This window comes from Streptomyces sp. NPDC051320, from assembly GCF_040682175.1.
In the GTDB taxonomy this organism is placed as follows: domain Bacteria; phylum Actinomycetota; class Actinomycetes; order Streptomycetales; family Streptomycetaceae; genus Streptomyces.
The window spans coordinates 376621-396457 of sequence record NZ_JBFBAL010000006.1 but is presented as its reverse complement, the minus strand read 5'-3'; the positions used below and the strand labels follow the sequence as shown (position 1 = coordinate 396457).

Annotated in this window: 23 protein-coding genes and 3 pseudogenes; 10 read left to right on the top strand and 16 right to left on the bottom strand. The window is 68.0% G+C overall.

Features of this window, described 5'->3' with window-relative positions; all coding sequences use genetic code 11:
- Window positions 1–70: 70 nt before the first annotated feature.
- From AB0M87_RS16655 to AB0M87_RS16645, 3 genes are read left to right on the top strand one after another with little or no spacing between them, the layout of a single operon-like run.
- Window positions 71–1243 carry an aminotransferase class III-fold pyridoxal phosphate-dependent enzyme gene (locus AB0M87_RS16655; protein ID WP_365853363.1) on the top strand — a complete coding sequence of 391 codons (1173 nt, stop codon included), beginning with the start codon at window positions 71–73 and terminating at the stop codon, window positions 1241–1243.
- Window positions 1244–1286: 43 nt separating this feature from the next.
- Window positions 1287–2180 (top strand): phytanoyl-CoA dioxygenase family protein, encoded by an 894-nt coding sequence (locus AB0M87_RS16650; RefSeq protein ID WP_365853361.1) that lies wholly within the window; start codon window positions 1287–1289, stop codon window positions 2178–2180.
- Window positions 2180–2584, top strand: coding sequence for a hypothetical protein (locus tag AB0M87_RS16645; RefSeq protein WP_365853359.1), 405 nt, complete (start codon window positions 2180–2182; stop codon window positions 2582–2584). Before AB0M87_RS16650 ends, AB0M87_RS16645 begins: the two co-directional genes overlap by 1 nt.
- Window positions 2585–2828: 244 nt before the next feature.
- On the opposite strand, the gene AB0M87_RS16640 is transcribed toward AB0M87_RS16645, so the two are convergent.
- The 4 genes and pseudogenes from AB0M87_RS16640 to AB0M87_RS16625 all read right to left on the bottom strand — a co-directional run.
- Window positions 2829–3089, bottom strand: coding sequence for a helix-turn-helix domain-containing protein (locus tag AB0M87_RS16640; RefSeq protein WP_365853357.1), 261 nt, complete (start codon window positions 3087–3089; stop codon window positions 2829–2831).
- A 535-nt stretch (window positions 3090–3624) separates the two neighbouring features.
- Window positions 3625–4008: a transposase gene (locus AB0M87_RS16635; protein WP_365853355.1), complete on the bottom strand. Its 384-nt coding sequence runs from the start codon at window positions 4006–4008 to the stop codon at window positions 3625–3627.
- A gap of 28 nt (window positions 4009–4036) precedes the next feature.
- Window positions 4037–4231, bottom strand: coding sequence for a hypothetical protein (locus tag AB0M87_RS16630; protein WP_365853447.1), 195 nt, complete (start codon window positions 4229–4231; stop codon window positions 4037–4039).
- Window positions 4185–4448: pseudogene (locus tag AB0M87_RS16625) on the bottom strand (transposase); the annotation flags it as partial. The pseudogene AB0M87_RS16625 and the gene AB0M87_RS16630, both read right to left, overlap by 47 nt.
- Window positions 4449–4869: 421 nt before the next feature.
- On the opposite strand from AB0M87_RS16625, the gene AB0M87_RS16620 reads away from it, so the two are divergent.
- Entirely contained in the window at window positions 4870–5013 is a 144-nt protein-coding gene (locus tag AB0M87_RS16620) for a hypothetical protein (RefSeq protein ID WP_365853353.1), read from the top strand.
- A gap of 546 nt (window positions 5014–5559) precedes the next feature.
- On the opposite strand, the gene AB0M87_RS16615 is transcribed toward AB0M87_RS16620, so the two are convergent.
- The 4 genes from AB0M87_RS16615 to AB0M87_RS16600 form a co-directional block, all read right to left on the bottom strand.
- Window positions 5560–5775: an NrdH-redoxin gene (locus tag AB0M87_RS16615; protein WP_365853351.1), complete on the bottom strand. Its 216-nt coding sequence runs from the start codon at window positions 5773–5775 to the stop codon at window positions 5560–5562.
- Between the two features lie 266 nt (window positions 5776–6041).
- Window positions 6042–7238, bottom strand: coding sequence for an SMI1/KNR4 family protein (locus tag AB0M87_RS16610; RefSeq protein ID WP_365853349.1), 1197 nt, complete (start codon window positions 7236–7238; stop codon window positions 6042–6044).
- Window positions 7239–7342: 104 nt separating this feature from the next.
- A complete protein-coding gene (locus tag AB0M87_RS16605; protein WP_365853348.1) occupies window positions 7343–7933 on the bottom strand; it encodes a hypothetical protein in 591 nt (196 codons plus the stop codon).
- A gap of 12 nt (window positions 7934–7945) precedes the next feature.
- The gene (locus tag AB0M87_RS16600; RefSeq protein ID WP_365853346.1) at window positions 7946–8653 is read right to left on the bottom strand and encodes a hypothetical protein; all 708 of its coding nucleotides are present in this window, start codon (window positions 8651–8653) and stop codon (window positions 7946–7948) included.
- On the opposite strand from AB0M87_RS16600, the gene AB0M87_RS16595 reads away from it, so the two are divergent.
- Window positions 8644–9282: a hypothetical protein gene (locus AB0M87_RS16595; RefSeq protein ID WP_365853344.1), complete on the top strand. Its 639-nt coding sequence runs from the start codon at window positions 8644–8646 to the stop codon at window positions 9280–9282. The genes AB0M87_RS16600 and AB0M87_RS16595 overlap by 10 nt on opposite strands.
- 359 nt (window positions 9283–9641) lie before the next feature.
- Here the strand turns inward: AB0M87_RS16595 and AB0M87_RS16590 are convergent.
- Window positions 9642–9770 (bottom strand): annotated as a pseudogene (locus tag AB0M87_RS16590) (3-hydroxyacyl-CoA dehydrogenase family protein); the annotation flags it as partial.
- 64 nt (window positions 9771–9834) lie between these two features.
- Complete coding sequence (locus tag AB0M87_RS16585; RefSeq protein ID WP_365853342.1) at window positions 9835–10074, bottom strand: helix-turn-helix domain-containing protein; 240 nt, start codon at window positions 10072–10074, stop codon at window positions 9835–9837.
- 445 nt (window positions 10075–10519) lie between these two features.
- Between AB0M87_RS16585 and panD the strand changes: the two genes are divergently transcribed.
- From panD to AB0M87_RS16565, 4 genes and pseudogenes are all read left to right on the top strand, one after another.
- Window positions 10520–10951, top strand: coding sequence for an aspartate 1-decarboxylase (gene panD, locus AB0M87_RS16580; protein ID WP_365853340.1), 432 nt, complete (start codon window positions 10520–10522; stop codon window positions 10949–10951).
- A gap of 3 nt (window positions 10952–10954) precedes the next feature.
- The gene (locus tag AB0M87_RS16575) at window positions 10955–11293 is read left to right on the top strand and encodes a GNAT family N-acetyltransferase (RefSeq protein WP_365853338.1); all 339 of its coding nucleotides are present in this window, start codon (window positions 10955–10957) and stop codon (window positions 11291–11293) included.
- A gap of 24 nt (window positions 11294–11317) precedes the next feature.
- Window positions 11318–11413: pseudogene (locus AB0M87_RS16570) on the top strand (arylsulfatase); the annotation flags it as partial.
- 485 nt (window positions 11414–11898) lie between these two features.
- Window positions 11899–12645 carry a hypothetical protein gene (locus tag AB0M87_RS16565; protein WP_365853336.1) on the top strand — a complete coding sequence of 249 codons (747 nt, stop codon included), beginning with the start codon at window positions 11899–11901 and terminating at the stop codon, window positions 12643–12645.
- 39 nt (window positions 12646–12684) lie between these two features.
- Here AB0M87_RS16565 and AB0M87_RS16560 read toward each other — a convergent pair whose 3' ends face one another.
- The 4 genes from AB0M87_RS16560 to AB0M87_RS16545 form a co-directional block, all read right to left on the bottom strand.
- Complete coding sequence (locus tag AB0M87_RS16560) at window positions 12685–13398, bottom strand: DUF1990 family protein (protein ID WP_365853334.1); 714 nt, start codon at window positions 13396–13398, stop codon at window positions 12685–12687.
- A gap of 263 nt (window positions 13399–13661) precedes the next feature.
- Window positions 13662–14234 (bottom strand): DUF4126 family protein, encoded by a 573-nt coding sequence (locus AB0M87_RS16555; RefSeq protein ID WP_365853332.1) that lies wholly within the window; start codon window positions 14232–14234, stop codon window positions 13662–13664.
- The gene (locus tag AB0M87_RS16550) at window positions 14231–14698 is read right to left on the bottom strand and encodes a hypothetical protein (protein ID WP_365853445.1); all 468 of its coding nucleotides are present in this window, start codon (window positions 14696–14698) and stop codon (window positions 14231–14233) included. The genes AB0M87_RS16555 and AB0M87_RS16550 overlap by 4 nt, the downstream gene beginning before the upstream one ends.
- 564 nt (window positions 14699–15262) lie before the next feature.
- Entirely contained in the window at window positions 15263–16114 is an 852-nt protein-coding gene (locus AB0M87_RS16545) for a phytanoyl-CoA dioxygenase family protein (protein ID WP_365853330.1), read from the bottom strand.
- Between the two features lie 128 nt (window positions 16115–16242).
- Here AB0M87_RS16545 and AB0M87_RS16540 point away from each other — a divergent pair, with 128 nt between their 5' ends.
- Complete coding sequence (locus AB0M87_RS16540; protein WP_365853328.1) at window positions 16243–17268, top strand: LacI family DNA-binding transcriptional regulator; 1026 nt, start codon at window positions 16243–16245, stop codon at window positions 17266–17268.
- Between the two features lie 94 nt (window positions 17269–17362).
- Here the strand turns inward: AB0M87_RS16540 and AB0M87_RS16535 are convergent, their stop codons facing one another.
- Window positions 17363–18361 (bottom strand): ester cyclase, encoded by a 999-nt coding sequence (locus tag AB0M87_RS16535; RefSeq protein WP_365853326.1) that lies wholly within the window; start codon window positions 18359–18361, stop codon window positions 17363–17365.
- A gap of 105 nt (window positions 18362–18466) precedes the next feature.
- Window positions 18467–19813 carry an MFS transporter gene (locus tag AB0M87_RS16530; protein ID WP_365853324.1) on the bottom strand — a complete coding sequence of 449 codons (1347 nt, stop codon included), beginning with the start codon at window positions 19811–19813 and terminating at the stop codon, window positions 18467–18469.
- Between the last annotated feature and the right edge of the window lie 24 nt (window positions 19814–19837).

The window sequence follows — 19837 nt, the reverse complement described above, 5'->3', positions numbered from 1 at the left end:
TTCGCGGACCGCCTTCGAGAGGACGAGGCGCAGCGTCGGTGGGGGAGTGGGATCCGGCCTGCGTGCTGCGATGCAGCCCCACCCCCTGTTCGTCCGCGAGGCGCGCGGTGCGTACGTCTGGGATCTCGATGGCGACCGCTACCTCGACTATGTGATGGCGTGGGGTCCGCTGGTGCTCGGGCACGGCGATCCCCGGATCACCGAGGCGGTGGGCGGGATGGTGACCCGGATGCAGGTGGTCGGCACCGGCCATGAGCTCGAGTACTTGGCCGCCGAGGCCGTGCTCGACGCCGTACCTCACGGGGAGCGGTTGCTGTGGAGCAACACGGGCACCGAGGCCGTGCAGGTCGCGCTACGCCTCGCTCGTGCCGCGACCGGCCGACGGCGCGTTCTCAAGTTCGCCCGCAGCTACCACGGCTGGCACGATTCGGTGTATGCCGGTCTGGCCGAAGCCGACCGCGGGAAGCCCGCCGCGCCGGGGAGCAAGGGGCAGTCGCCCAGCGTGCTCGACGACCTGGTCGTGGGTGGCTTCAACGACGTCGCCCTGGCTGAGCGGCTCCTGGCGGACGCGTTGGAGCGCGACATCGCTGCCGTGCTTGTCGACCCGATCCTGAGCAACGGGGGGGTCGAGGCGCCGTCCGCCGAGTTCCTGCCCACGCTGCGGTCGCTCTGCGACAAGCATGGCGTCGTCCTCATCTTCGACGAGGTGATCGCGGGCTTCCGGATCGCCCGCGGCGGCGCCGCAGAGAAGTACGGCGTCCGCCCCGACCTCTCCGTCTTCGGCAAGGCGATGGCTGGCGGCTTCACACAGAGTGCTGTCGTCGGACGCGCCGACCTGATCGACCAGGTCGACGACGGCGTCGTCCACGCCGGCACCTTCAACGGCAACCCGATCGCCCTCGCGGCAGTCGAGGCCACGATGCGGGTGCTGGCCGATCCTGCGGTGTACGACACCTTGGGCACGATCTCGGCGTATTTCGACGCCGTCGTCGGGGCCGCCCTCGACGCTGTGCCGAGCAGCGGCACCTTCAACCGCGTGGGCTCGCTCCTACAGTACGCGCCCGCCGACGGGGCGACCGGTCTGCACGGCACGGGCGGTCTGTGGGAAGTGATCCTCGACGGGATGGTCCGCCAAGGCTTCCTGTTTATGCCCTCCGGCAAGGTCTTCCTCTCCACCGCCCATACCGCCTCCGACGTCGAGGCGACCGCCGAGGCGCTCGAGAAGGTCCTCGGGCAGCTGTAACCCGACCCACCATTCAACACAGAGCAACACGAAAGGCAGCGCCATGACCACCCTCACCACCCTTGACGCCACCTGCAGCACGGAGGAAGCGATCGCAGTCGTCGAGCGTGACGGCGGCGTCATCATCCGCGACTTCTTCGACGCCGACGTCCTCAAGGAGCTGCGCTCAGACATCGACGCCGCCATGGCGAACACGCCGTGGGGTCAGGACGACTTCTCCGGTCACCGCACGAAGCGGCTGTACGGCGTCTTCCAGCACACCCAGCACGCGGCGACCGCTGTGCGGCACCCGCACTATGCCGGCATCGCCCAGCACTTCCTCGAGGTCCCGAAGCCGGTTTACGTCGGTGAGGACCTGATCGAGCTGGCCCCCAACTACCAGGTCGGCGTCACCTCGATCATCGACATCCATCCGGGCGAGGGTGCCCAGCCGCTGCACCGGGACGACACTGTCTGGCAGTGGAGGCACCCCGAGGGCTACCGCCAGGCCCGTGTGCAGATCATGGTTGCGGTCACGGACTTCACCGCCGAGAACGGCGGCACCATGGTGGTGCCCGGAAGCCACAAGTGGGATGACGACCGCGGCCCGCGTGCCGACGAGGCGGTGCCGACGGTGATGAGCGCCGGATCAGCCCTGATCTGGGTCGGTGGCACGTTCCACGGCGGCGGCACCAACACCTCGGACAGCAACCGGATTGGCCTGACTCTCGGCCTCGACCTCGGCAATCTCCGCCAGGAGGAGAACGCCTACCTGACGTACTCGACCGAGGTGATGAAGTCCTTCGACGAGGACATTCAGCAGCTGCTCGGCTGGTCGGTCTGCCCTCCGGGCACCGGCTTCGTCGACTACCAGGGCACGATGGCCGACCCGATCTTCCTCCTCAAGGACGGCGGGGAGGCCCGCAACTCGTACGCCGACTTCAACGACGACGCCTGATGCCCGTGGTCGACGTGGTGATCGTCGGGCTGGGAGCCACCGGCCTGGCGATCACCGAGGCGCTCGCATCGCGGACCGACTGCCGCATCGTCGGCGCGGCCGACATCCAGCCGGGCATCGCTGGCGCCCCGCTGTCGTTGGTGGTGCCGGGGGCGCCGCCGGTGGCGGTCGTAGTCTCGGTCGACGAGCTGCCCGACGCCGATGTCGCTGTCGTCGCCACTTCCTCGTGGGTCGAGACCATCGAGCCCACCCTGGTGGCGTGCGATGTCGAGTTGGCGGAACTGTTGCATCACCTGTCGTCGGTGCTGGTCGAGACGGTGGAAATAGGCGGATCCCTGGTCAGAATCATGGTGCGGACCGCGGACGCGGTGCCAGTGGACTGTCCTGGCTGCCTCCGTCGCTGAGTGCAGAGGCAACGCCGATGACGATGGCCAGGATCACGAGGACAGCGGCCAGCGTGCCGATCAGGAGCCACGGCAGCGGCTTCTTCGGCCGACGGAAGTTGAGGTGGGGGCCTCCTACCTGTGCGAATGACGCGTTCCGGGTACTTGACGGTGTTGGGAACGCTTTTTCGCGACAGGTCATATCCCGCTGTCACAGTTGGAATTGATGTCGGGTTGGTCTCGATGCTCTGTGCTGCCGTGGACGTCACGATGCGCGACGCAGCGGCTTGCGGTTCAGTGGATTCAAGGCAGGATTCGATCGAGAGTCAGCCCTTTCTTGCCGGTCCACCCACTCGTCAAGCGCGGAGATCCTGTACATCACGCGTCGGCCCATCTGGAAGCTGGGCGGCCCTTGTCGGCGATGGCGCCACACGTAAAGGGTGTTGGGAGAGATTCCGAGATAGACCGCTGCCTTGTGCAACGTGGGGAATGCCATTTCGGGCATGCGGGTCTTGTTCTCGTTCATGGTGCGCTCCTGTCTGTCGAATCGACCGACTGCAAGAGTCCCTGACGAGTCGCGGTTTGGGCGTGCTGTGCTTTTGTGGTAAGCGGGGGTCTCCTATTTCTTGTTCGATGACGTTCACATGCTCTGCCCAGGCGCCGAGTAAAGTCCCGCCCAGCATCGTTGCGCCTGGTGACCCGGCGAACTCAGCAGTTCTTGCGGACATGAGCACTGGCCCGCTCAGTCAGCCTTGATCCACCGGCTCAGTTCGCGGGTGATCGTGTCGGTGCTTTCGGCTGTGGGCAGGGGAAGGCCGCTGGTCTGCCCAGCGTTTCCACCTGTCCACAGCTGTCGGGCCCTCACGGGCGCATCGGAAATGTCCTGGTCAGGCGGGTGGGGGCGGGGTGTGCACCGCATGGAACAGGGCGTCGAAGGCGTCCTGCCAGGGCCAGCGTTCGGGGAAGTGGAGGGTGTGTCGGCAACGGCCGAATTCGGGTTCTGGAATACTTTCAGTGCAGGCGTGACGAACAGTGACCGCCGAGTCGTTTCCGGCAGGCGGTCAGTGGGCGAGGAGGACACGCTTGCGCAGGAGGTCCATTCCGGCCCGGCCGAACATGTGCCTCTTGAGCATGATCCGGTTCACCTGGCCTTCCACCGCGCCCGAACTGAACGGCAACGTCAACCCCGCCGTCACCGCCCCAAGATCAGACCTGATCCCCACCACAAACGACTGCAACTCCGGCAGGTCGGTGGCGTCGGCCTCATCGAGCCACTTGGCCAGGTGGTGGCCGGCACGGTCGCGCATCATTTCGGCGAAGGAGCGGACGAGTTCGGCGGCAGTGCTGACCTGGGGACACCGGGTGAGAATGCTCTTGATCTCGAGATCATCCTCCTCGGCGATGCTGTCGGGGTGCTTGGTAATCCAGCCGGTCACATCGCGCACCGAGGGCGGCTTGGACGCGCGGCCGGCCTTATCCCAGCCCGGATCGCAATGGGCGCAGGTACTCGCGGACAATCGTGCACTGGCCTTGGAACCCGGCGGACTTGATCTCTTCGAACAGTGTCCGGGCGTTGGTGCAGCCTTCCTGCCAGCGCTGATGCAGGTAGGGCTTGAAGGCGTCCCTGAGCCTGGACCAGGCGCCGGTACTTGTCGTGGTCGTAGCCACGGTCACCGAGCAGGATGCCGGGCTGCCGACGCGGTCTTCCCACGAGCCCTGGCACCGACGGGATCTTCGCCAGGAGTGGCATGAGCTGGGTGACATCATTGCGGTTTCCGCCGGTCAGCGATACCGCGAGTGGGATGTCCTGCCCATCGACAAGGACGTGGTGCTTGCTGCCCGGCCGTGCGCGGTCGACCGGGCTGGGACCGCTTTTGGGCCCCTTCGAGCGGCCCGGAATGGAAGGAGTCGATATAACCAATCCGGCAAGACCATCTGGGCGGAGCAGCACTTGCCGCGCGCCAGCGGGGCGTAACACTGTGGAGCTCGCGCGGGCCGGGGGCCATTGGCACGTTGGCCAGGCTCCGAGTCGTGAGGGCCCCAGCACCCCGCGGTCGCCGAGTGCAGCGTCATCGGCGCACCCGACAGCGTCCGCGGCGAGGTCATCGAGGCGGAGGAGGGGAGGTCACCTCACCGGTGGCAGCCGAGCCGATCCCGTGGATCACTATGGAGCCTTCCGCGGTCACCGGAGTCCGTCTCAGCGGGGACCGGCGCACGCTGCTCCTCGACATGCGGGCGCCCAGGGGTGCTCACGCACGCGTGCGTAAGCTGAAGGCAGTGCTCACCGATTCGATGACGGACGTCGTGTGGGTGCAGGTCACCTTCACCTCGCCGTCCGGGGACAGAACTTCCGGGTCACCAAGGAGAGCACGGCCACGGCGAAGGTCAGGCTGCCAGAGCCGCTGGGCTCCCAGACGAACGGCTCGCTCCACAACCGCCTCGTCCAGTGAGTCGAGCCAGATCCGGACCGTATCCGCCTCGGGCGCTTTCGGGGAAGACACAAGGACCTCGACGAGACCAGCACGGGCGACGACAGCCGCGATCCTGTCCCGGCACGCACAACAGCGGGTGTGTGGCCTGCCGTATCACGGCAGCGCATGCACCCGCTTCACCATCCCCGAAGAGCTTCAAAGGGCTCTGCTCCGGTCGCGAGAGCGGCTGCGAGTAGCAAGACGGCCGCTCCGGGTATGAGCTGGGTTTGACGCACGGATTGTCCTCGAGTTCCGGGATGATGAAGCAGGGCGATACGCGTGCATACCCCGTGCTGGTGTCCGCTGTCCATCTGGCGCAGGTGGAGGGGTTGGGCGCGGACCCGGTAGGAAGTCAGGCGAGCCATTTACGACGCCGTCGCAGTCCCTGTAATGGAAGGTCTGCGTGATCGACTGCCTCTGTACGACGGCAGAGCGGGCTCGCGTTGGAGTGGCGCCAGACGGCCCTCGACCGGGACCAGACCGACCACAGGCCGTGGGCCCCGGCCCTCTGCTCTCAGCGCCAGGTCAGGACACCAGCAGGTGCGGCGCGTACTCGCGGACCGCGTCCAGCAGTTGTCGCTTCGAGGGGTTGACCATGGCGTGCCCGGCAACGGTGACGGTGGGCACCGTCTCGTTCCCGTCCGCGACGGAGCGGACAAACGCCGCTGCGTCCTTGTCCCGCCAGATGTTCCGCTTGGTGTAGCGCAGGCGGGTGAAGAGCAGGCTCAGCAGCAGGTTCATACAACACGCAGCCGGGCCGCCAGTACATCACGACGCCGTCGCTTTCCTCGGTCATGCCCTTCCCCCGTACGCTGTTGCTGTCCCTGGCGGCTGGAACTTGCAGCCTAATGGACGCCGGGGTCGGTACCGCGGGGCGTGGCCAGGATCTCGCGGCCGCGGTCCGGGGTGATCAGCTGGGCCAAGGCCGGGTCGGCGAACGGGGATATCGGGGCAATATGGTCCTCGCACACCGGGTGCCACAGGCGCAGCGCTGCACGGAGTTCGGGTTAGGCTTCGTCACACAGGGCCGCGCGGGCCGTGCGCACCTCGGCGGGGTCGGACAGTGGGTCGGGTTCGGGCCGCAGGCCGCCGCCCGCGTACAGGGTGACGACGATCGGACCCGTCCGCAGCGGCGGCTCGACAGGAGCCTGGAAGGCCGGCATCCCAGCGAGGCGGTCGGCGACGGCGTGCACGGCCGCGTCGAACTCGGGTCCGCCGAAGGTGAGCCGGAAACCCGGCTCGGCCGCCCGGGCCTCGTAGTCGGCGACGAGCGCCCGCACAGGTGCGGGCGCGTACTCCTTGAGCCGCGGCAGGGGCCGCAGGTCGTGGGGGCGCGCGAGCTGGTCCTGCCGGACCAGGAGCGGCAGGAGTTCCGCGGCGAAGAGCGGGCTGAGCAGGAGGTCGTCGTTCCCCGGCCGGTACCACATCAGGCTCGCGACGCGGCGGCGCCAATCGCCGAGCATCGCCTTCATCTGCATGCTCAGTACGTCGGCCCGCTCCCGCCCGTACTCGTGTGCCTGGGCGAACACCGCCAGCGGTCCGTCGACCGCCCCGGCCAGCGCCTCGTATCGGCCCCGCTCGACCTCCGCGTCCCAGTGGTCCCGGGTGGCGCCCGGCGGCTTGCGCAGGGCGTGCAAGGACACCCACTGCCGGCGCATGAGGTCGTGGAAGGAGCCGTACCGCTGCGGTCCCTCACCGGACCAGGAGGCGAGCCAGTACGCCGCCCACTCGCCGTCCTCTTCCACGTCGTCAGGGTCGAGCAGCATGACCGCCGCGTCACCCTCAAGGGACAGGCGCAGGGAACGGGCGAGAACCTTCGCCTCCCGAACGCCGAACGCCTCCTCACCGTCCTCATCCTCCTCGACGTCGTCCTCCGCGAGGTCTTCCCAGGCCTCGATCCAGGTGCGGTCGTCGGTGTCCCGCAGCCATTCCAGCTCCGCGGTTCCCGCCAACCGGTAGATGAAGTTACCCGCGTCCCGCCACCCGTTGGTGACGAGCAGGAACTCCCGCAGCGAAGGCGGCAGCCGGTGCCCCAGTCGGGTCTCGACCGCGGCGACTTCCGCCTCACTGGCCGGCGCGAACCCGAGCCAGGTGTCACGCACGACCTCCGGTGCGAGCGGTGCGTCTGTGTCCGGGTCGTGCCCCGCGATCCACTCCGCGCTCCATTGCTCCAGAAACGGCCGCCACGCCGCACGCCCACCCATCGTCCCCTCCGCCTCTCGCTCTCCGTCGTCCGACTTCACCTCACCACATGAACGACAACGGGTTGCGGCCCGACTCAGCAACGCCCACCCGCCGCGGGGAGAGATCAAGACCCGTGACCGCGCCCCGGCCCCGGGCTTCGGGAGAGCCAGAGGTCCCGGTTGCCCACGATCAGCACGCGCCCGTCCGCGAGGGTGACCGCCGCGCTCGGGGGGTCCTCGCTGCAGCCGAGGCCGCCGCGTTTCCAGCCCGTGGTCGTCCCGTTGCCGACCCAGACGGAACCGCATAGCACTGTGCGGGTGTTCGGCTTGGACTTGGGCCGGGGGGCCGAGCCGACCAGGACCGGGTGGCCCGCGGAGTCGACGGTCGCGGCAGTGATCACGCCGTTGTCCATCGCCGAGGTGCCCATCCGGGTCCAGTGGATGCCGTCCTTGCTGGTGAGAACCAGCGGGAGGGAGTCGTAGAAGGCGCCGGCCCTGGCATAGCCGCCCACGGCGAACCAGTGGTCCGGCGCGTACAGGACGCTGTGCACCTGTGTGCCGGGTGGCATCCCGGTGATTTCGCCGGACATCCAGTGCGCGCCACCGTCCGCGCTGCTCCAGAACGGGATCGTGCCCGAGGAGTGGAAGTCGTAGGCGTTGGTCGCTGCCGCACCGAAGGCGACGACCTCCTTGCCGTTGACGCCGAAGTCGCCCACGGGCGTGGACGGTTACCGACCGTCGATCGTCGGCAGCGGCACGCGACGCACGGTCTTGCCCGCGTCGTCGGACGCGAACACGTACGGAGACTCCATCTGGTCGACGGTCTGGCCGCCGCCGATCAGCAGGAGCGAGCCGACCTTGACCGCGGTGTTCACGGAGGCGTCGTCCGCGGTCTCCTGCTCGGGGTGGGTGTTGAACGTCAGCGGTAGCGTGGCGAGCCGGAACTGCTCGCCGTTCGGCGCCCGGCGGGTCAACATGGCGCCGACACCGATCAGTGAACCGTCGCCCCACGGCACCACCACGTCGCCCGGCAGGCCGCCACCGGGCCAGCCGCTGCGCATGGAGTACGGCACGTCGGTTTCGTCGTCGGCGCCCGGCTTCGGAGTGATCGAGAGCTTCGTACAGCCGCCGGAACCAGTCCAGTTGACGTTCACATAGCGGTACCCGTTGGCGAACGTCCCCTCGCCCAGGGCGCAGTCACCCAGCGGCACCAGCTGGCGCAGACCCTCGCGGGGCGCCACATACCCCTTGTTGTGCGGGCCGGTCACCGACGGGTAGTCCACCCCGCCCGCATACTTCTTGAACCCGAGCTCTGCCGCGCTCATGTCCCCCGTGCCGGTGTCCCCTGGGCTGATCCTGCCGCAGCCGCCCAGTACCAGGACCGCGCCGCCTGCCAGACTCGCGACGACTGCGAGCCTCCCCCCGCGTGTTCTCATCCCTCCACGCTACTGAACTCGAACACGTGAGGCCGGGCGCTGCCATGGTGGGCGCTGCATACGACAGCCTCGGCTACGACGGATTCCACGACTGGCCCATGCTCCAGGACCGCTACACGCTCGCAGTCCTTGTCGAATACGCCGCCACCCTCGGCCTCATCGGCATCGAGTATGTTCCGCCCGTCGGCGCCCCCGAGGACTACCGCGACAACCGGGGCGGCGACGACCTTGACCAACTCTCCCGCTATGCCAGCCTGCTCGCCCTGCGCCTGAACCCAATTGGTGCGTACGCCACAGGCCGCGCCCCCGCCTACATCCCCGCGCCGCCCCTCGTCGACACAGAGCGCCGCGGCATCAAGGTCCTGCCGAATTTCGACATCGTCGCCTCGACGGGCTGCATCCTGACGGCGACGACGGCGACGACGACGACGGAGGCACGGCGGTCGGCAGGGTCGACCTCGAGGGCGACGGGCCCGGTGGTGATCATCTGGCCGACGAGGCCGGAGACGGTGCTGCTGGCGAGCCTCTGCCGGGTGGCCAGGATAAGACGGGCAGACGCGGGGCATGGACAGCGGCTGCCTGTTGGCTTGTTACAGCCCGGAAAGAGGCGGTACGGACCGCTGTCGTAAGCAGTCGCCGCGGAGAAGCCCCGAGATGAGGGGAGCAGAAGCGACGCCGTTTGAGCGGACTCTGAAATCGCCCGAGGTCTCAAAGGGGGACCAGGGGACCGTGGCGGGGAGCGCAAGGGGAGCGCGGACGCCTCTGGACGGCGCAGCACGGGACAGTGGAGCCTGGACGGCTCATGCGTCCTGACCAGCAAGGACGGCATGAGAGGGTACGGGTCAACACTGCTTGGCATGATTACTTTGGTACTCGTAATGCGTAGGTCTCGAAGGCGAGGCGCTGCGGGCCGCACTTGGGTCTGACCTCGGGCAATGCGCCCCCGACAGGCCCGGCGACGTGAGCGCCGGGCCTGTCGGTAGGACGGTCAGTACGGGTAGAAGCCCGAACCCGTCTTGCGGCCGAGACGGCCCGCGTCGACCATGCGCTGCAGCAGCGGGGGAGCGGCGTACAGCGGCTCCTTGTACTCCGCGTACAACTGGTCAGCGCTGTGTATGGCCCTGTGGCCTGCGCTCTCGTTGGTTCATGCGGCGGCTTGGAGTTCCGAGTTTGATCGAAGTTCAGTGCACCTTCTGTTGCTCCAGCCATTTGAAGACCTCAGCCCACTTGTACAGGACCTTGGCGTTCTTTCCTCGGCCGAGTTTGTACCCTTTCAAGCCCAGTTTCGACGCCTCCCTGTAGACCCAACTCGTTGACATGCTGAGCATAGCGGCGACCTCGGAGGTTTCCATGAGGACGGCCTCTACGGGTCGATGCTTGCGTGGTCGGCTGTTTTCGGAGGGGTGCGGCTGCGATTCCATGGGGGAGGCGGCTCCTTGCGAGTAGCGGGTCGCGTTCCGTTGTGGCGGTGGGACGGTGGATGGGTCGTGGCCATAGTCACGAGAGTCGCCGGCTTTGCCGAACCGGGATTCAATGCTAGGTAGGCGCGCTGCTTCGAAGGTTCTTGCGAAGACAGGGCCCTCGTATGCGTCCGGGGCGTAACCCTGCTGTTGGGGTGACGATGATCACGAGCGCTCTTGAGAGGAGTGCTGCGTAGGCTTTGAGGGTCGTGGGGTGGAGGTCGGGAGAGCGGTCGGGGGCCCTCCATCGCTGCCTGATGATGCGTCAGGAAGGTCAGCAAGTGGTCAGCATGAGTCCTGAAAAACCCAGGCGCAGCTGCCTGAACTTGCGATTCGTTGTAGAGTGTGGAAACAGCACTTGACCTGCAAAAATGCAGGCAGGGAGCCTATGGCCAGGAGTACCTCAATGATACGAACGATATTCAAGTCCAAGATCCACCGCGCCACCGTCACCGTGGCCGACCTGCACTACGTGGGGTCCGTCACGGTAGATGCGGAGCTCATGGAAGCGGCCGATCTGCTGCCCGGCGAGCTGGTGCACATCGTCGACATCGACAACGGCGCTCGACTGGAGACCTACGTCATCGAGGGCGAGCGCGGCTCCGGCGTCATCGGCATCAACGGCGCCGCCGCCCACCTCGTGCACCCCGGTGATCTGGTGATCCTCATCAGCTACGCCCAGGTCGACGACGCGGAGGCCCGCGCACTTCAGCCGCGCATCGTTCATGTCGACGCGGACAACCGGATCGTTGCGCTCGGCGCCGATGCCTCCGCGCCGGTGCCCGGTACGGATCAGGAACGAAGCCCGCACGCCCGTCCGCTCACTGCGGGAGCCTGAGCCATGGCGGCCATCCGCGACGACCGGGCCGAGCGACGGCTGGAAGCGCGCGACGGCGGCCGGGTCATCGGCCGCATCGACTACTTCGTTCTGGACGCGGTGCCCGCCGCTCTCGTCGCGGTGCACACCGTCGTGGAGCCCGGCCATGAAGGCAAGGGGGTGGCGGGCGCGCTGGTCGGCGAGTTCTACGCCGTCGCCGCACGGGAGGGCGTGCCGGTCGTGCCGCTCTGCCCCTATGCAGCCCGCTGGGCCGGGCGCCACCCCGACCAAGCGCCGGAGGCTCCGCCGGAGCTGATGGGGAAGGCCAGGAAGCAGCTCGCGGCGGGCTCGCGGGATCGGTGAGCCGCAGCGGGGAAGGTCCTGATCATGCCGGCATTGCTGCACACGTCGTCCGTCCATGTCCCGGTGTTCGACGCGCTGCGGGACCGGGACCATTCCGGCCTGCGGATGCGCCATCTGATGGCCGACGCCGCAGAGCGTATGCGCAGTACCGTCCCGGTGCTCTCCAGTCCTCGTCCGGGGTTGTGGGCAGCGGCGCGTTTGGTTGGGTCCGGCGGGGACGGGCACCCGTACCGGGAGACATTGGTCAGGACAATGGCCGTCACCGAGGGAGGCTCACCGTGACGCATCCATACCCCGATCCTGCACCCCCGATTCCGGGACCGGGCGGACCGGACCCCGTACCCCCGGCGCCCACACCGCCACCCGGGCCGGGGCCCCGGCCAGGACCCGGGCCGAGTCCGGTGCCGGGGCCGACGCCCGCGCCGCCCCCGACGCCGGACCCGATTCCGCAGCCGCCCGGGCCCGACCCGGTACCGGAGCCGGAGCCACAGCCCGGCCCGGTGTCCCGGCGCTGACGGGGCACCGGCCCCGGCCGCTGTGCCCGGCCGGTGTACCCCGGTGAATGCTGCGTGGCGACCGACCGGGGCCGGTGCCATCCTGGGCGGATGAGAGCACCGCGTACGGCGCAGCCGCGGCGGCCGCCTTTCGGCCGTCGGGCAGGTACGCTGCTGCGCTTTCCCCTCGGTCTGACCCTGGTTACCTGGCGCTATGTGTGGCGCGTCACCGCACTGCACCGCAGCGAGGAGGAAGGGGACGGCGGCGACCTTCCACCGGCGCTGCCCGCCGAGTATGTGGACGAGTGTGTCCAGCGTCTGCTGGACGGTTCGGGTCCCTTGCTGCATCGCCGATTCACTGTTCTTATCGAGGGCTCCCGGATGGAGCCCGAGATGCTCATGGAGCGGATCACGGAGGACTTCAACCGGGCTGCGCCCTTCGGTGCGGCCGTCTTCCACAAGACGGTCGGTCCGGACAGGTCTGCCTGTCCCGGCGACGAGTACCTGGTACAGATGCCCGGGCCCTGGGACGGGCCGGTACGCGTCGTGCACCGTGACGCGGTATCTCTTCGGCTTGCCACCTTGCGCGGGCATCTGGAAGCCGGGCAGATCGAATTCCGGGCCGCTGCCGCCGACGAGTTGCTGTGCTTTCAGGTAGAGGCGTGGGCGCGGGCCGGTGACCGGTTTTCCGAGGTGCTTTACGGCAGGCTGCGCATCAGCAAAGAGATCCAGTTCAACATGTGGGTGCACTTCTGCTTGGAGGCGGCAGCGATCGCCGGAGGCCGGCCACGGGGAGGCATCAGCATTGTCACCCGGTCCGTCTCCCCGGAGCTGTGCGCCGGGGCGCAGGGCTGCTGACAGCGGGTGTCCCCGTACGCGTGGCACGCCGCTCGGGCGTTACCGGCCGTCCGGCGCGGGGCTGGGGGCGAGGGCGATGGCGGCGTTGCCGGGTACCGTCTGGACCGACAGGGGAGTGGACCCTTGTAGTTCCGCCTGGACGAGTCGGCGCAGGCGGCGGCCGCTCGCTCGGTAGAAGCGGTGTTGTGTCATCCGTCCGAACAGGATGAAGCCGAGCGCGACAACCGGATTGGCCAGCGGTGCCCGACGGGAATGGCCGGTCACCACGAACTCCACTTCGCCCGTGCGCAGGTGTTTGACCACTTCGTAGGTCATCTCACCCTGTTCCAAGTGGCCTTGCAGGGTTTCGTAGCCCCACCCCCACACGCGCCGAGCCGTCTCTCCCGTGCCTCGTGCTTCGTCGATGACGGAGGTGACGCGAACACCCATGTCGAACCGGAGACCGCAAAAGCGTCCCTCCAGAAGCATGTTCCGGCCGAGGAGCACGTCGTCGCGTACATACAACGCGCGCACGATGCGGGGTTCTGCAAACTGATAGTCGTGCACCAAGCGGCAGGCGATGTCCCAGGCACCGCCGGAAACGGGGTCTCCCGGGGTCTCGCGGGCGAGAGTGCACCACAACCTGTCTTGGTTCCAGCCGGCGTTCCAGTAAGGGGCGGACCCCGCCGGCAAGCGGTAGTTGACGTCCAAGCGGGACAGAGCGCGCAGGCGTCCGGCAGCCCGGTCATGGTGCAGGCGGCGCTCACGCAGCACGTCCCGTCCCCTCTGCAACGCGACACGACGCCATGCCGCCCATCCGGTTCACCTCTCGAGGTCCCGCAGCGACTGCCCGATCAACCAGAACATGGGTGGCCACAGGCCGACGAAGAGGGCTCGGCGCTCCGCATTGCCCCGCTCGTCCTGGTCATAGCCCTTGGCTCGCGTCCAAAAACCGATACACAACAGAACAGAACTCAGCGACGCCAGATGCATATGTGAACTGCGCAGTCCTCCTCTGTGAAGAATCTGGACGACCATCACATGACCTCCCACGAACCGGACCCAGGGGCATTTCCGTCCATCGGCATGACTTCCTCGACTTCCGCCAGGGCCGGGCTGTCGCCCGAGCCGGCATGATGCACCGGCCCGCAGGCAGCACGAGCCAGGGCAAGGGCGACCAGATCCTCGATCACCGCTGCAACGGCGTCGGGAAAAGCACGGTGTGACGACGGCTCGCGCCACTTCGCCCCTGCGAAAGCGGTGGCCGCGGCGGCGCAGGCGCCGCCGGCGGTGCCGAGCAGCACAGGCTCTGCGCCTCGGTGCCGAACGGTCAGTACGGCGGCTGCCAGTGAGGCGAAGACCAGCCGTGGGCCCAGGCCTGCTGGTGAAAGGCGGTCGGGTATGCGCGGTGACTTGTCGGCGAGGAACTCGCCGGCTGCTGCGGAGACGGTCACCACTCTGACCCACCGCCGAGTGAGGAAGGAAACCCCGGGCCCTGCCGGGTGGTGGGCGCCGGTCAGGGATACCGCGGCCAGTCCGTACTGGCTGCGCAGGCCCGTTGCGGCCCCGATCAGGCCCGCCCGGGCCAGTGCATGGGCGGCCGCGGTCATGTCCGCCGGTCCCCGGCGGTGATCAGGCCGTACGTCACCAGTCCGTAGACGACATGAGGCAGCACGTCGGAGGCCCAGTCGACGGCCGACCAGGAACGCGGATCGCTGATGCCCAGGCGGACCATCGGCACGTCGGTGGCCGCCATGGCCAGCGCCCCGGTGACCAGTCCGCCCAGCCACAGTGGCAAGCGCACACCGGCGCGACGCGTCAGCGCGACGGCAGAACCCACGCCGCACCCCACAGCGATTCCCGAAAGAGCGCCGAGGCCGGAAAGCCGGCTCTCCCGGCCTTGCCCTTCTCCCGGTACGGGGTGGCCCAAGTTCTCGGCGAGTCTGTCCACTACCTCGTCCGGTGTAGTGCTCGCAGGCCTCGCACGCACGGCCATGTCCCCGTACGTCATGGCGTGCAGGGCCGTCGTACCGGCTGCTCCCGCGGCGAGACCACGCACAATGCCGAGGTACATGATGCGACCCGCCCCCTTCCACATCGGCTGCGGCACCTGAATCGTGGCGTTGCGGGTGCCGGTGCCGACTCGAAGCGACGCCGGCACGTACTCATGGCCACTCCCTCCCGACGAGGTCCCTGTCGGAGCGTGGGCCATGACTGACATTCCGCTCTGCACCCAGCGTCATCCCAAGCCGGACAGCCGGCAAGTTCTGACAGTCCGAACGCCACGGCAGCACCGCTCGTCCGGCACCGGGCAGGCCCCCGGAAGCGGGGCAAGCCTGCCCGCCCGGCCCGTCGCACACGGGTCATGTCATCCGGCGAGGTTTCGCCGCAGCGAACCGGGGGCGCGCAGTGCCCGCTCGATCTCCTCCAGCGGCCTGGTGTGGGTCGCCCCAGACGGTCACTGTGGCCAGGCCGGTGGCCGGTCCACGCACGCTGAGCGGAAGGATCTCGGGTCCGACCAGCCGGACAACGGACTGCATGCCGATGCCGCTGCAGGACGGCTGCCACCGCGTAGACATGGGCGGGCCGGCGGCCGGCGGGCCGGTGTCACGGGTGGTCGCCCGTGACACCGGCCGCCTCAGACATTGCCCATGACCAGGCCCTCGATGGTGTGCTTCTGGGTGACCGGTACCAGTTCGTCCACCACCGGGCAGTCGAGGTGTCGCCGGGCACGCTCGGGCAGGGATTCCCAGTAGGCACGGGTGACCGCGGTGTCGTGCCGGTCGCCGTTGCTCGCCTCCGGTCCGTCGATGCCGAGCACCACGACGGGACGGGACGTGGCGGACTCGTTCTTCGTACCGCGGTGAATCGCCAGCGCGGTGCGGGCGGAGATGTCCCCCCGCTGGGGATACTTGCGCACCGCGCGTTCCAGGTAACCGTCGTAGTGCAACTTGGGCGGGAACATGCCGTGCTCGAACTCATGGCTGTCGTCCCACTGTGTCCCGGGCGCGATCTCGAAGGGGCCCATGTCCTCGCCGGTGTCGACGGTGGTCACATTGATGGCGAGGGAAGTCAGACGCCGCCCGCGGCGCGTCTCCTCGGGCATCGGAAAGTCCCTGTGCCACGGTTGATTGACGGCGCCCTTCAGAGGAACGTCGAAGCCGAGTTCCACGATGCGGTAGTCCGGTCCGAGCACCGCCGTGCAGAGTGATCGCACCCAGGGATGGTCGACCAGTTCGACGAAGCCCCTGATCTGCTCGGGGTGGATCTCGACGTAGTACCGGTTCGGGCCGCGCCCCACCGCGCCGCCGGGACGCGCCAACGCGTCGGTGAAGGCCGCGTCGACGTCCTCCCGGAGCCGGTCCGCCCATTCCTTGGTGAACGCGCCTTTCCGGGCGGTGATGCCGTCGCTGTACAGGGCTTCCACATCGGCGGACACGTCGACGTCCAGCCCCTCCGGGGAGATGCCTGGATATGCGTGCGTGGTCATGGGCGGGCCTCCTTGCGCCATACTGCCTTCACCTCATCGTGCAACGACGCATGCAACGTTGCAATACCCGTCTTTCGGCTTCTTGGCTCTCTTGGTCCACCGCATCGGCCCATGCCAAGATGACCACCGTGAGCAGTCGCCTGAAGGATGTGGCCGCCCGGGCCGGGGTATCGATCCGCACCGTTTCCAATGTCGTCAGTGGCTCGGCACCGGTGGCCGAGGAGACCCGGGCACGGGTGCAGGCCGTGTTGGACGAACTCGGCTACCGCCCGAACCTCGCTGCCCGCAACCTGCGCGCCGGCCGTACCGGGCTGATCGGCCTGGCCATTCCCGAGTTGCACTCACCGTACTTCGGCGAGCTCGCCGGCCTCATCGTCGCCGCAGCTCAGCAGCGGTCCTGGACGGTCGTCATCGATCAGACCTACGGCGATGCCGAGGCGGAGAGGCGGCTCCTCGAAGGAACCGGGGGGCGGCTGGTCGACGGCCTGATCACCAGCCCCTGGGCCCTCAGGGCGGAGGAAGTGACTGCTCGCGCCCGCAATGTGCCCGTAGTCCTGCTGGGGGAGCAACACGCGGAAGGGCTGGCGGATCGTGTCGCCGTCGACAGTGTCCTCGCGGCCGACGAGGCGACGACCCACCTGCTGGACACCGGGCGCAAGCGGATCGCGGCGATCGGTGTCCAGCCCCATCTGCACAACGAGACGGCCCGCCAGCGGTTGGAGGGCTACCACCGCGCTCTGCGCCGTGCCGGGCTGTCACCCGACCCGGCGCTGGAGAGGCCGGTGGCGGCGCTGCACCGCGAGGACGGCGCCGAGGCCATGGCCTCGCTCCTGGAGCGGGATGCGCGGCCCGACGCCGTCTTCGCGTTCAGTGACGAACTCGCCCTGGGCGCGATGCACGTGGCGCATGAACGCGGACTGCACATCCCGGAGGACCTCGCGTTCGTGGGGTTCGACGGCATCGAGGACGCGCGATACGCCTATCCGCCGCTGACCACCGTGGTGCCCGACAAGAAGCAGATCGCGGAACGGGCGCTGCAGTGTCTGGCCGACCGTATCTACAGCCCCGCCGCCGCGGTGCCTCCTCTGGATGTCGTGATCCCCCATCAGCTCGACGTCCGTGGCAGCAGCCGGTCCTCCGGTGGGCCCAGGTGATGGCTGTCGGGCAGGCGGGCAAGGTCCAGAGGCCCATGGCGTTGAAGGAGCCCGCGCCGCATCGCCTTGGCCGGCTCACGGTTGTTCGTCCGGTTCAGTAGATGTTGGCCTCGGCCGGCGGGCCGTCACCGCGGGCGCTGTTGATCTGGGCCCGCAGTGAGATCTCGTCGTAGACCCGGAACTCCCGAACGATCCGGCCCTGCTGGATCAAGAACTGGGAGACTCCGAGGACGGTGACGGGGCTGTCGGTCAGTTGCCCGAAGGCAGGCGTTCCCCGGTAGGTGCCCTGCATGGTCCACAGGACGGCCACCCGCAGCCCCGCGTAACGTTCGGAGTAGTTGGTCTGCACGTCCCGCACCGCGAACCGCGCGTCGGGGAAGGCGCCGACCATGGCCAGCAGATCGCTCTGGTATCGCTCCGGCCGGATGACGGTCCGGTCGCCGATCGTGTGCAGAAAGAGGTCTCGCACCATGAAGTCGTTGACCCTGTGCAGCCGGCGCTGCGTCCAGACCTCGTCGATGAACTCGAGGACCATCTCGCACTCGGGCCGGAAGTCGTCCGGACGCGTACCGCTGACACCCGCCCGCAGCACGTTCTTCGGAGGTTCCTCCGTCATCGAACCGGTGTATCCCTGGAACCGCAGTGCGCGCGCCGCGTCGTCCGGGTCCACGCCGCGCTGCAGACAGTCCGCGAGCTCGTCGCGAACCACCCACTCCTCGACCATCCGTCCCCGGCGGTAGAGACAGTTGGCGACAGTCCGCTTGCGGATACGGATGTTCTGACCGCCGACCAGATGCTCATCCGCGGAGAAGACCAGGTGTGAGCTGAGGAAGGCGTCGCTGCCGCGCTCCTCCCACACCACGTCCTCGGCCTGGCCGATGTGCTGGGGCGTACTGCCCATCCGCATCGTGCTGCCCTCGATCACACCGTCACGACCGACGAGGGTGCCAAGGCCGGTATGGACGATCGAGTCCGGTTCGTAGTTGTCCACGATGTACGCCACGTCCCGACCGACCCAGATGCGGTCGGTCACCTCACGGATGAAGTCGTCCGGATCGTTGTACGGGAGATAGGCAACGGGGTCCAAGGGCATGAGACTGTCCCTCTCTCGAGTAGATGTATGCGTATGTATTCTGTCTCGGACACGGTGGGTTGGTGCGGGCTCCGGGCAGAGGGTGGTCCCTGCGGCCGAGGAGGCTCACCGTGCGAACTTGTCGGCCCCCAGCTGGCTCCGGAACGTCTCCGTCATGAAGGCGCTGACCACGACCAGGGCGAGTACCGCCGCCACCGCGAGGTACACCCACACGGCGTAGATCGTGCCGAAGGTACTGACCAGCAGCGCTGCGATGAACGGCGTGATGCCCATGAAGATGGAGAAGGAGCTGTTGTACGCGATGGCACTGGCGCTGAACCTGGTGCGGGTGGCGAAGAGCTCCGCGGCGCAGACCGTGACGATGCCGGTCAGGAAGAATTCCGGGATGATGTAGATCAGTTGGCTGACGATCGCCGTGCCGAACGTGCCCTCCTGGCCGACGCGGAAGGCCAGCGGAACCAGGACGATGCACCCGATGGCCCCCGCGATCAGCATCGGTTTGCGGCCGATCCGGTCCGAGAGGATCCCGGCCAGTGGCAGCAGCGGGATGAGGACGGCGATCGAGATCGCATTGGAGATCAGGGCCATCCAGCGAGGCAGGCCCAGTGTGCCGGTCAGGTACTGGGGATAGAACGTGACCCAGCTGTAGGACAGGATCGCCAGCATCACCGAGACACCGCAGAAGACGAGCATGGGCCGCCACTGCGAGCGCAGCGCCTCGCGGACCGGCGCCTTGACGACCTGGGTGCCGTCCTGCGTGGCGCGGACGAACTCCGGCGTTTCCGCGATGCGCTTGCGCAGCCAGATCCCGATCGCGCTCAGCGGGAGAGTGAGCAGGAAGGGGATGCGCCAGCCCCACGAGTCGAGTGCCGGGCCGTGGAACACCCAACTGGTCAGCGCCGCGGTACCGGCCCCGGCGAGGATGCCGAGGAAGCAGCTGTTGGAGGCGTACGACGTGTAGTAGGCGCGCCGCTTGGGCTCCGCCCACTCCACGATGAAGGCCACCGCTCCCACATACTCGCCGCCGGAGACCATGCCCTGGATGACGCGCAGCAGCAGTAGAAGGAGGGGGGCGAAGAGCCCGATCTGCTGGTACGTCGGCAGAGCGCCGATCAGGGCGGTGGTTACTCCCATGAACGCGATGGTCCACAGCAGCGTCTTCTTGCGGCCCGCCCGGTCTCCCCAGCGGCCGACCAGGGTCCCGCCCAGGGGGCGGAACAGGCACGCGATACCAAGAATCGCGTAGGTGCTGAGCACTGCCGCGGTCGGGTTGCTGTCGGGGAAGAAGGAGGGGGCCAGAATCGGTGCCAGATAGCCGTAGAGGCCGAAATCGAACTGCTCTACGAAGTTCCCGATGCTTCCCGCGCCGATGGCTCGGCGTATCGCATTCCGCTTCTCCCCGTCGATCCCCTCGGAATCGACGGCGGTTGGGGGCGGCACTACAGCGGACATGGCTTCTCCATTCGCGCGGTTACC

Excerpts from the sequence above, each read along its gene's own strand:
- AB0M87_RS16655 (WP_365853363.1), top strand. The coding sequence starts at position 71 with ATGCAGCCCCACCCCCTGTTCGTCCGCGAGGCGCGCGGTGCGTACGTC.
- AB0M87_RS16650 (WP_365853361.1), top strand. The coding sequence starts at position 1,287 with ATGACCACCCTCACCACCCTTGACGCCACCTGCAGCACGGAGGAAGCG.
- AB0M87_RS16645 (WP_365853359.1), top strand. The coding sequence starts at position 2,180 with ATGCCCGTGGTCGACGTGGTGATCGTCGGGCTGGGAGCCACCGGCCTG.
- AB0M87_RS16640 (WP_365853357.1), bottom strand. The coding sequence starts at position 3,089 with ATGAACGAGAACAAGACCCGCATGCCCGAAATGGCATTCCCCACGTTG.
- AB0M87_RS16615 (WP_365853351.1), bottom strand. The coding sequence starts at position 5,775 with ATGAACCTGCTGCTGAGCCTGCTCTTCACCCGCCTGCGCTACACCAAG.
- AB0M87_RS16610 (WP_365853349.1), bottom strand. The coding sequence starts at position 7,238 with ATGGGTGGGCGTGCGGCGTGGCGGCCGTTTCTGGAGCAATGGAGCGCG.
- AB0M87_RS16600 (WP_365853346.1), bottom strand. The coding sequence starts at position 8,653 with ATGAGAACACGCGGGGGGAGGCTCGCAGTCGTCGCGAGTCTGGCAGGC.
- AB0M87_RS16585 (WP_365853342.1), bottom strand. The coding sequence starts at position 10,074 with ATGGAATCGCAGCCGCACCCCTCCGAAAACAGCCGACCACGCAAGCAT.
- panD (WP_365853340.1), top strand. The coding sequence starts at position 10,520 with ATGATACGAACGATATTCAAGTCCAAGATCCACCGCGCCACCGTCACC.
- AB0M87_RS16575 (WP_365853338.1), top strand. The coding sequence starts at position 10,955 with ATGGCGGCCATCCGCGACGACCGGGCCGAGCGACGGCTGGAAGCGCGC.
- AB0M87_RS16565 (WP_365853336.1), top strand. The coding sequence starts at position 11,899 with ATGAGAGCACCGCGTACGGCGCAGCCGCGGCGGCCGCCTTTCGGCCGT.
- AB0M87_RS16555 (WP_365853332.1), bottom strand. The coding sequence starts at position 14,234 with ATGACCGCGGCCGCCCATGCACTGGCCCGGGCGGGCCTGATCGGGGCC.
- AB0M87_RS16550 (WP_365853445.1), bottom strand. The coding sequence starts at position 14,698 with ATGTACCTCGGCATTGTGCGTGGTCTCGCCGCGGGAGCAGCCGGTACG.
- AB0M87_RS16545 (WP_365853330.1), bottom strand. The coding sequence starts at position 16,114 with ATGACCACGCACGCATATCCAGGCATCTCCCCGGAGGGGCTGGACGTC.
- AB0M87_RS16535 (WP_365853326.1), bottom strand. The coding sequence starts at position 18,361 with ATGCCCTTGGACCCCGTTGCCTATCTCCCGTACAACGATCCGGACGAC.
- AB0M87_RS16530 (WP_365853324.1), bottom strand. The coding sequence starts at position 19,813 with ATGTCCGCTGTAGTGCCGCCCCCAACCGCCGTCGATTCCGAGGGGATC.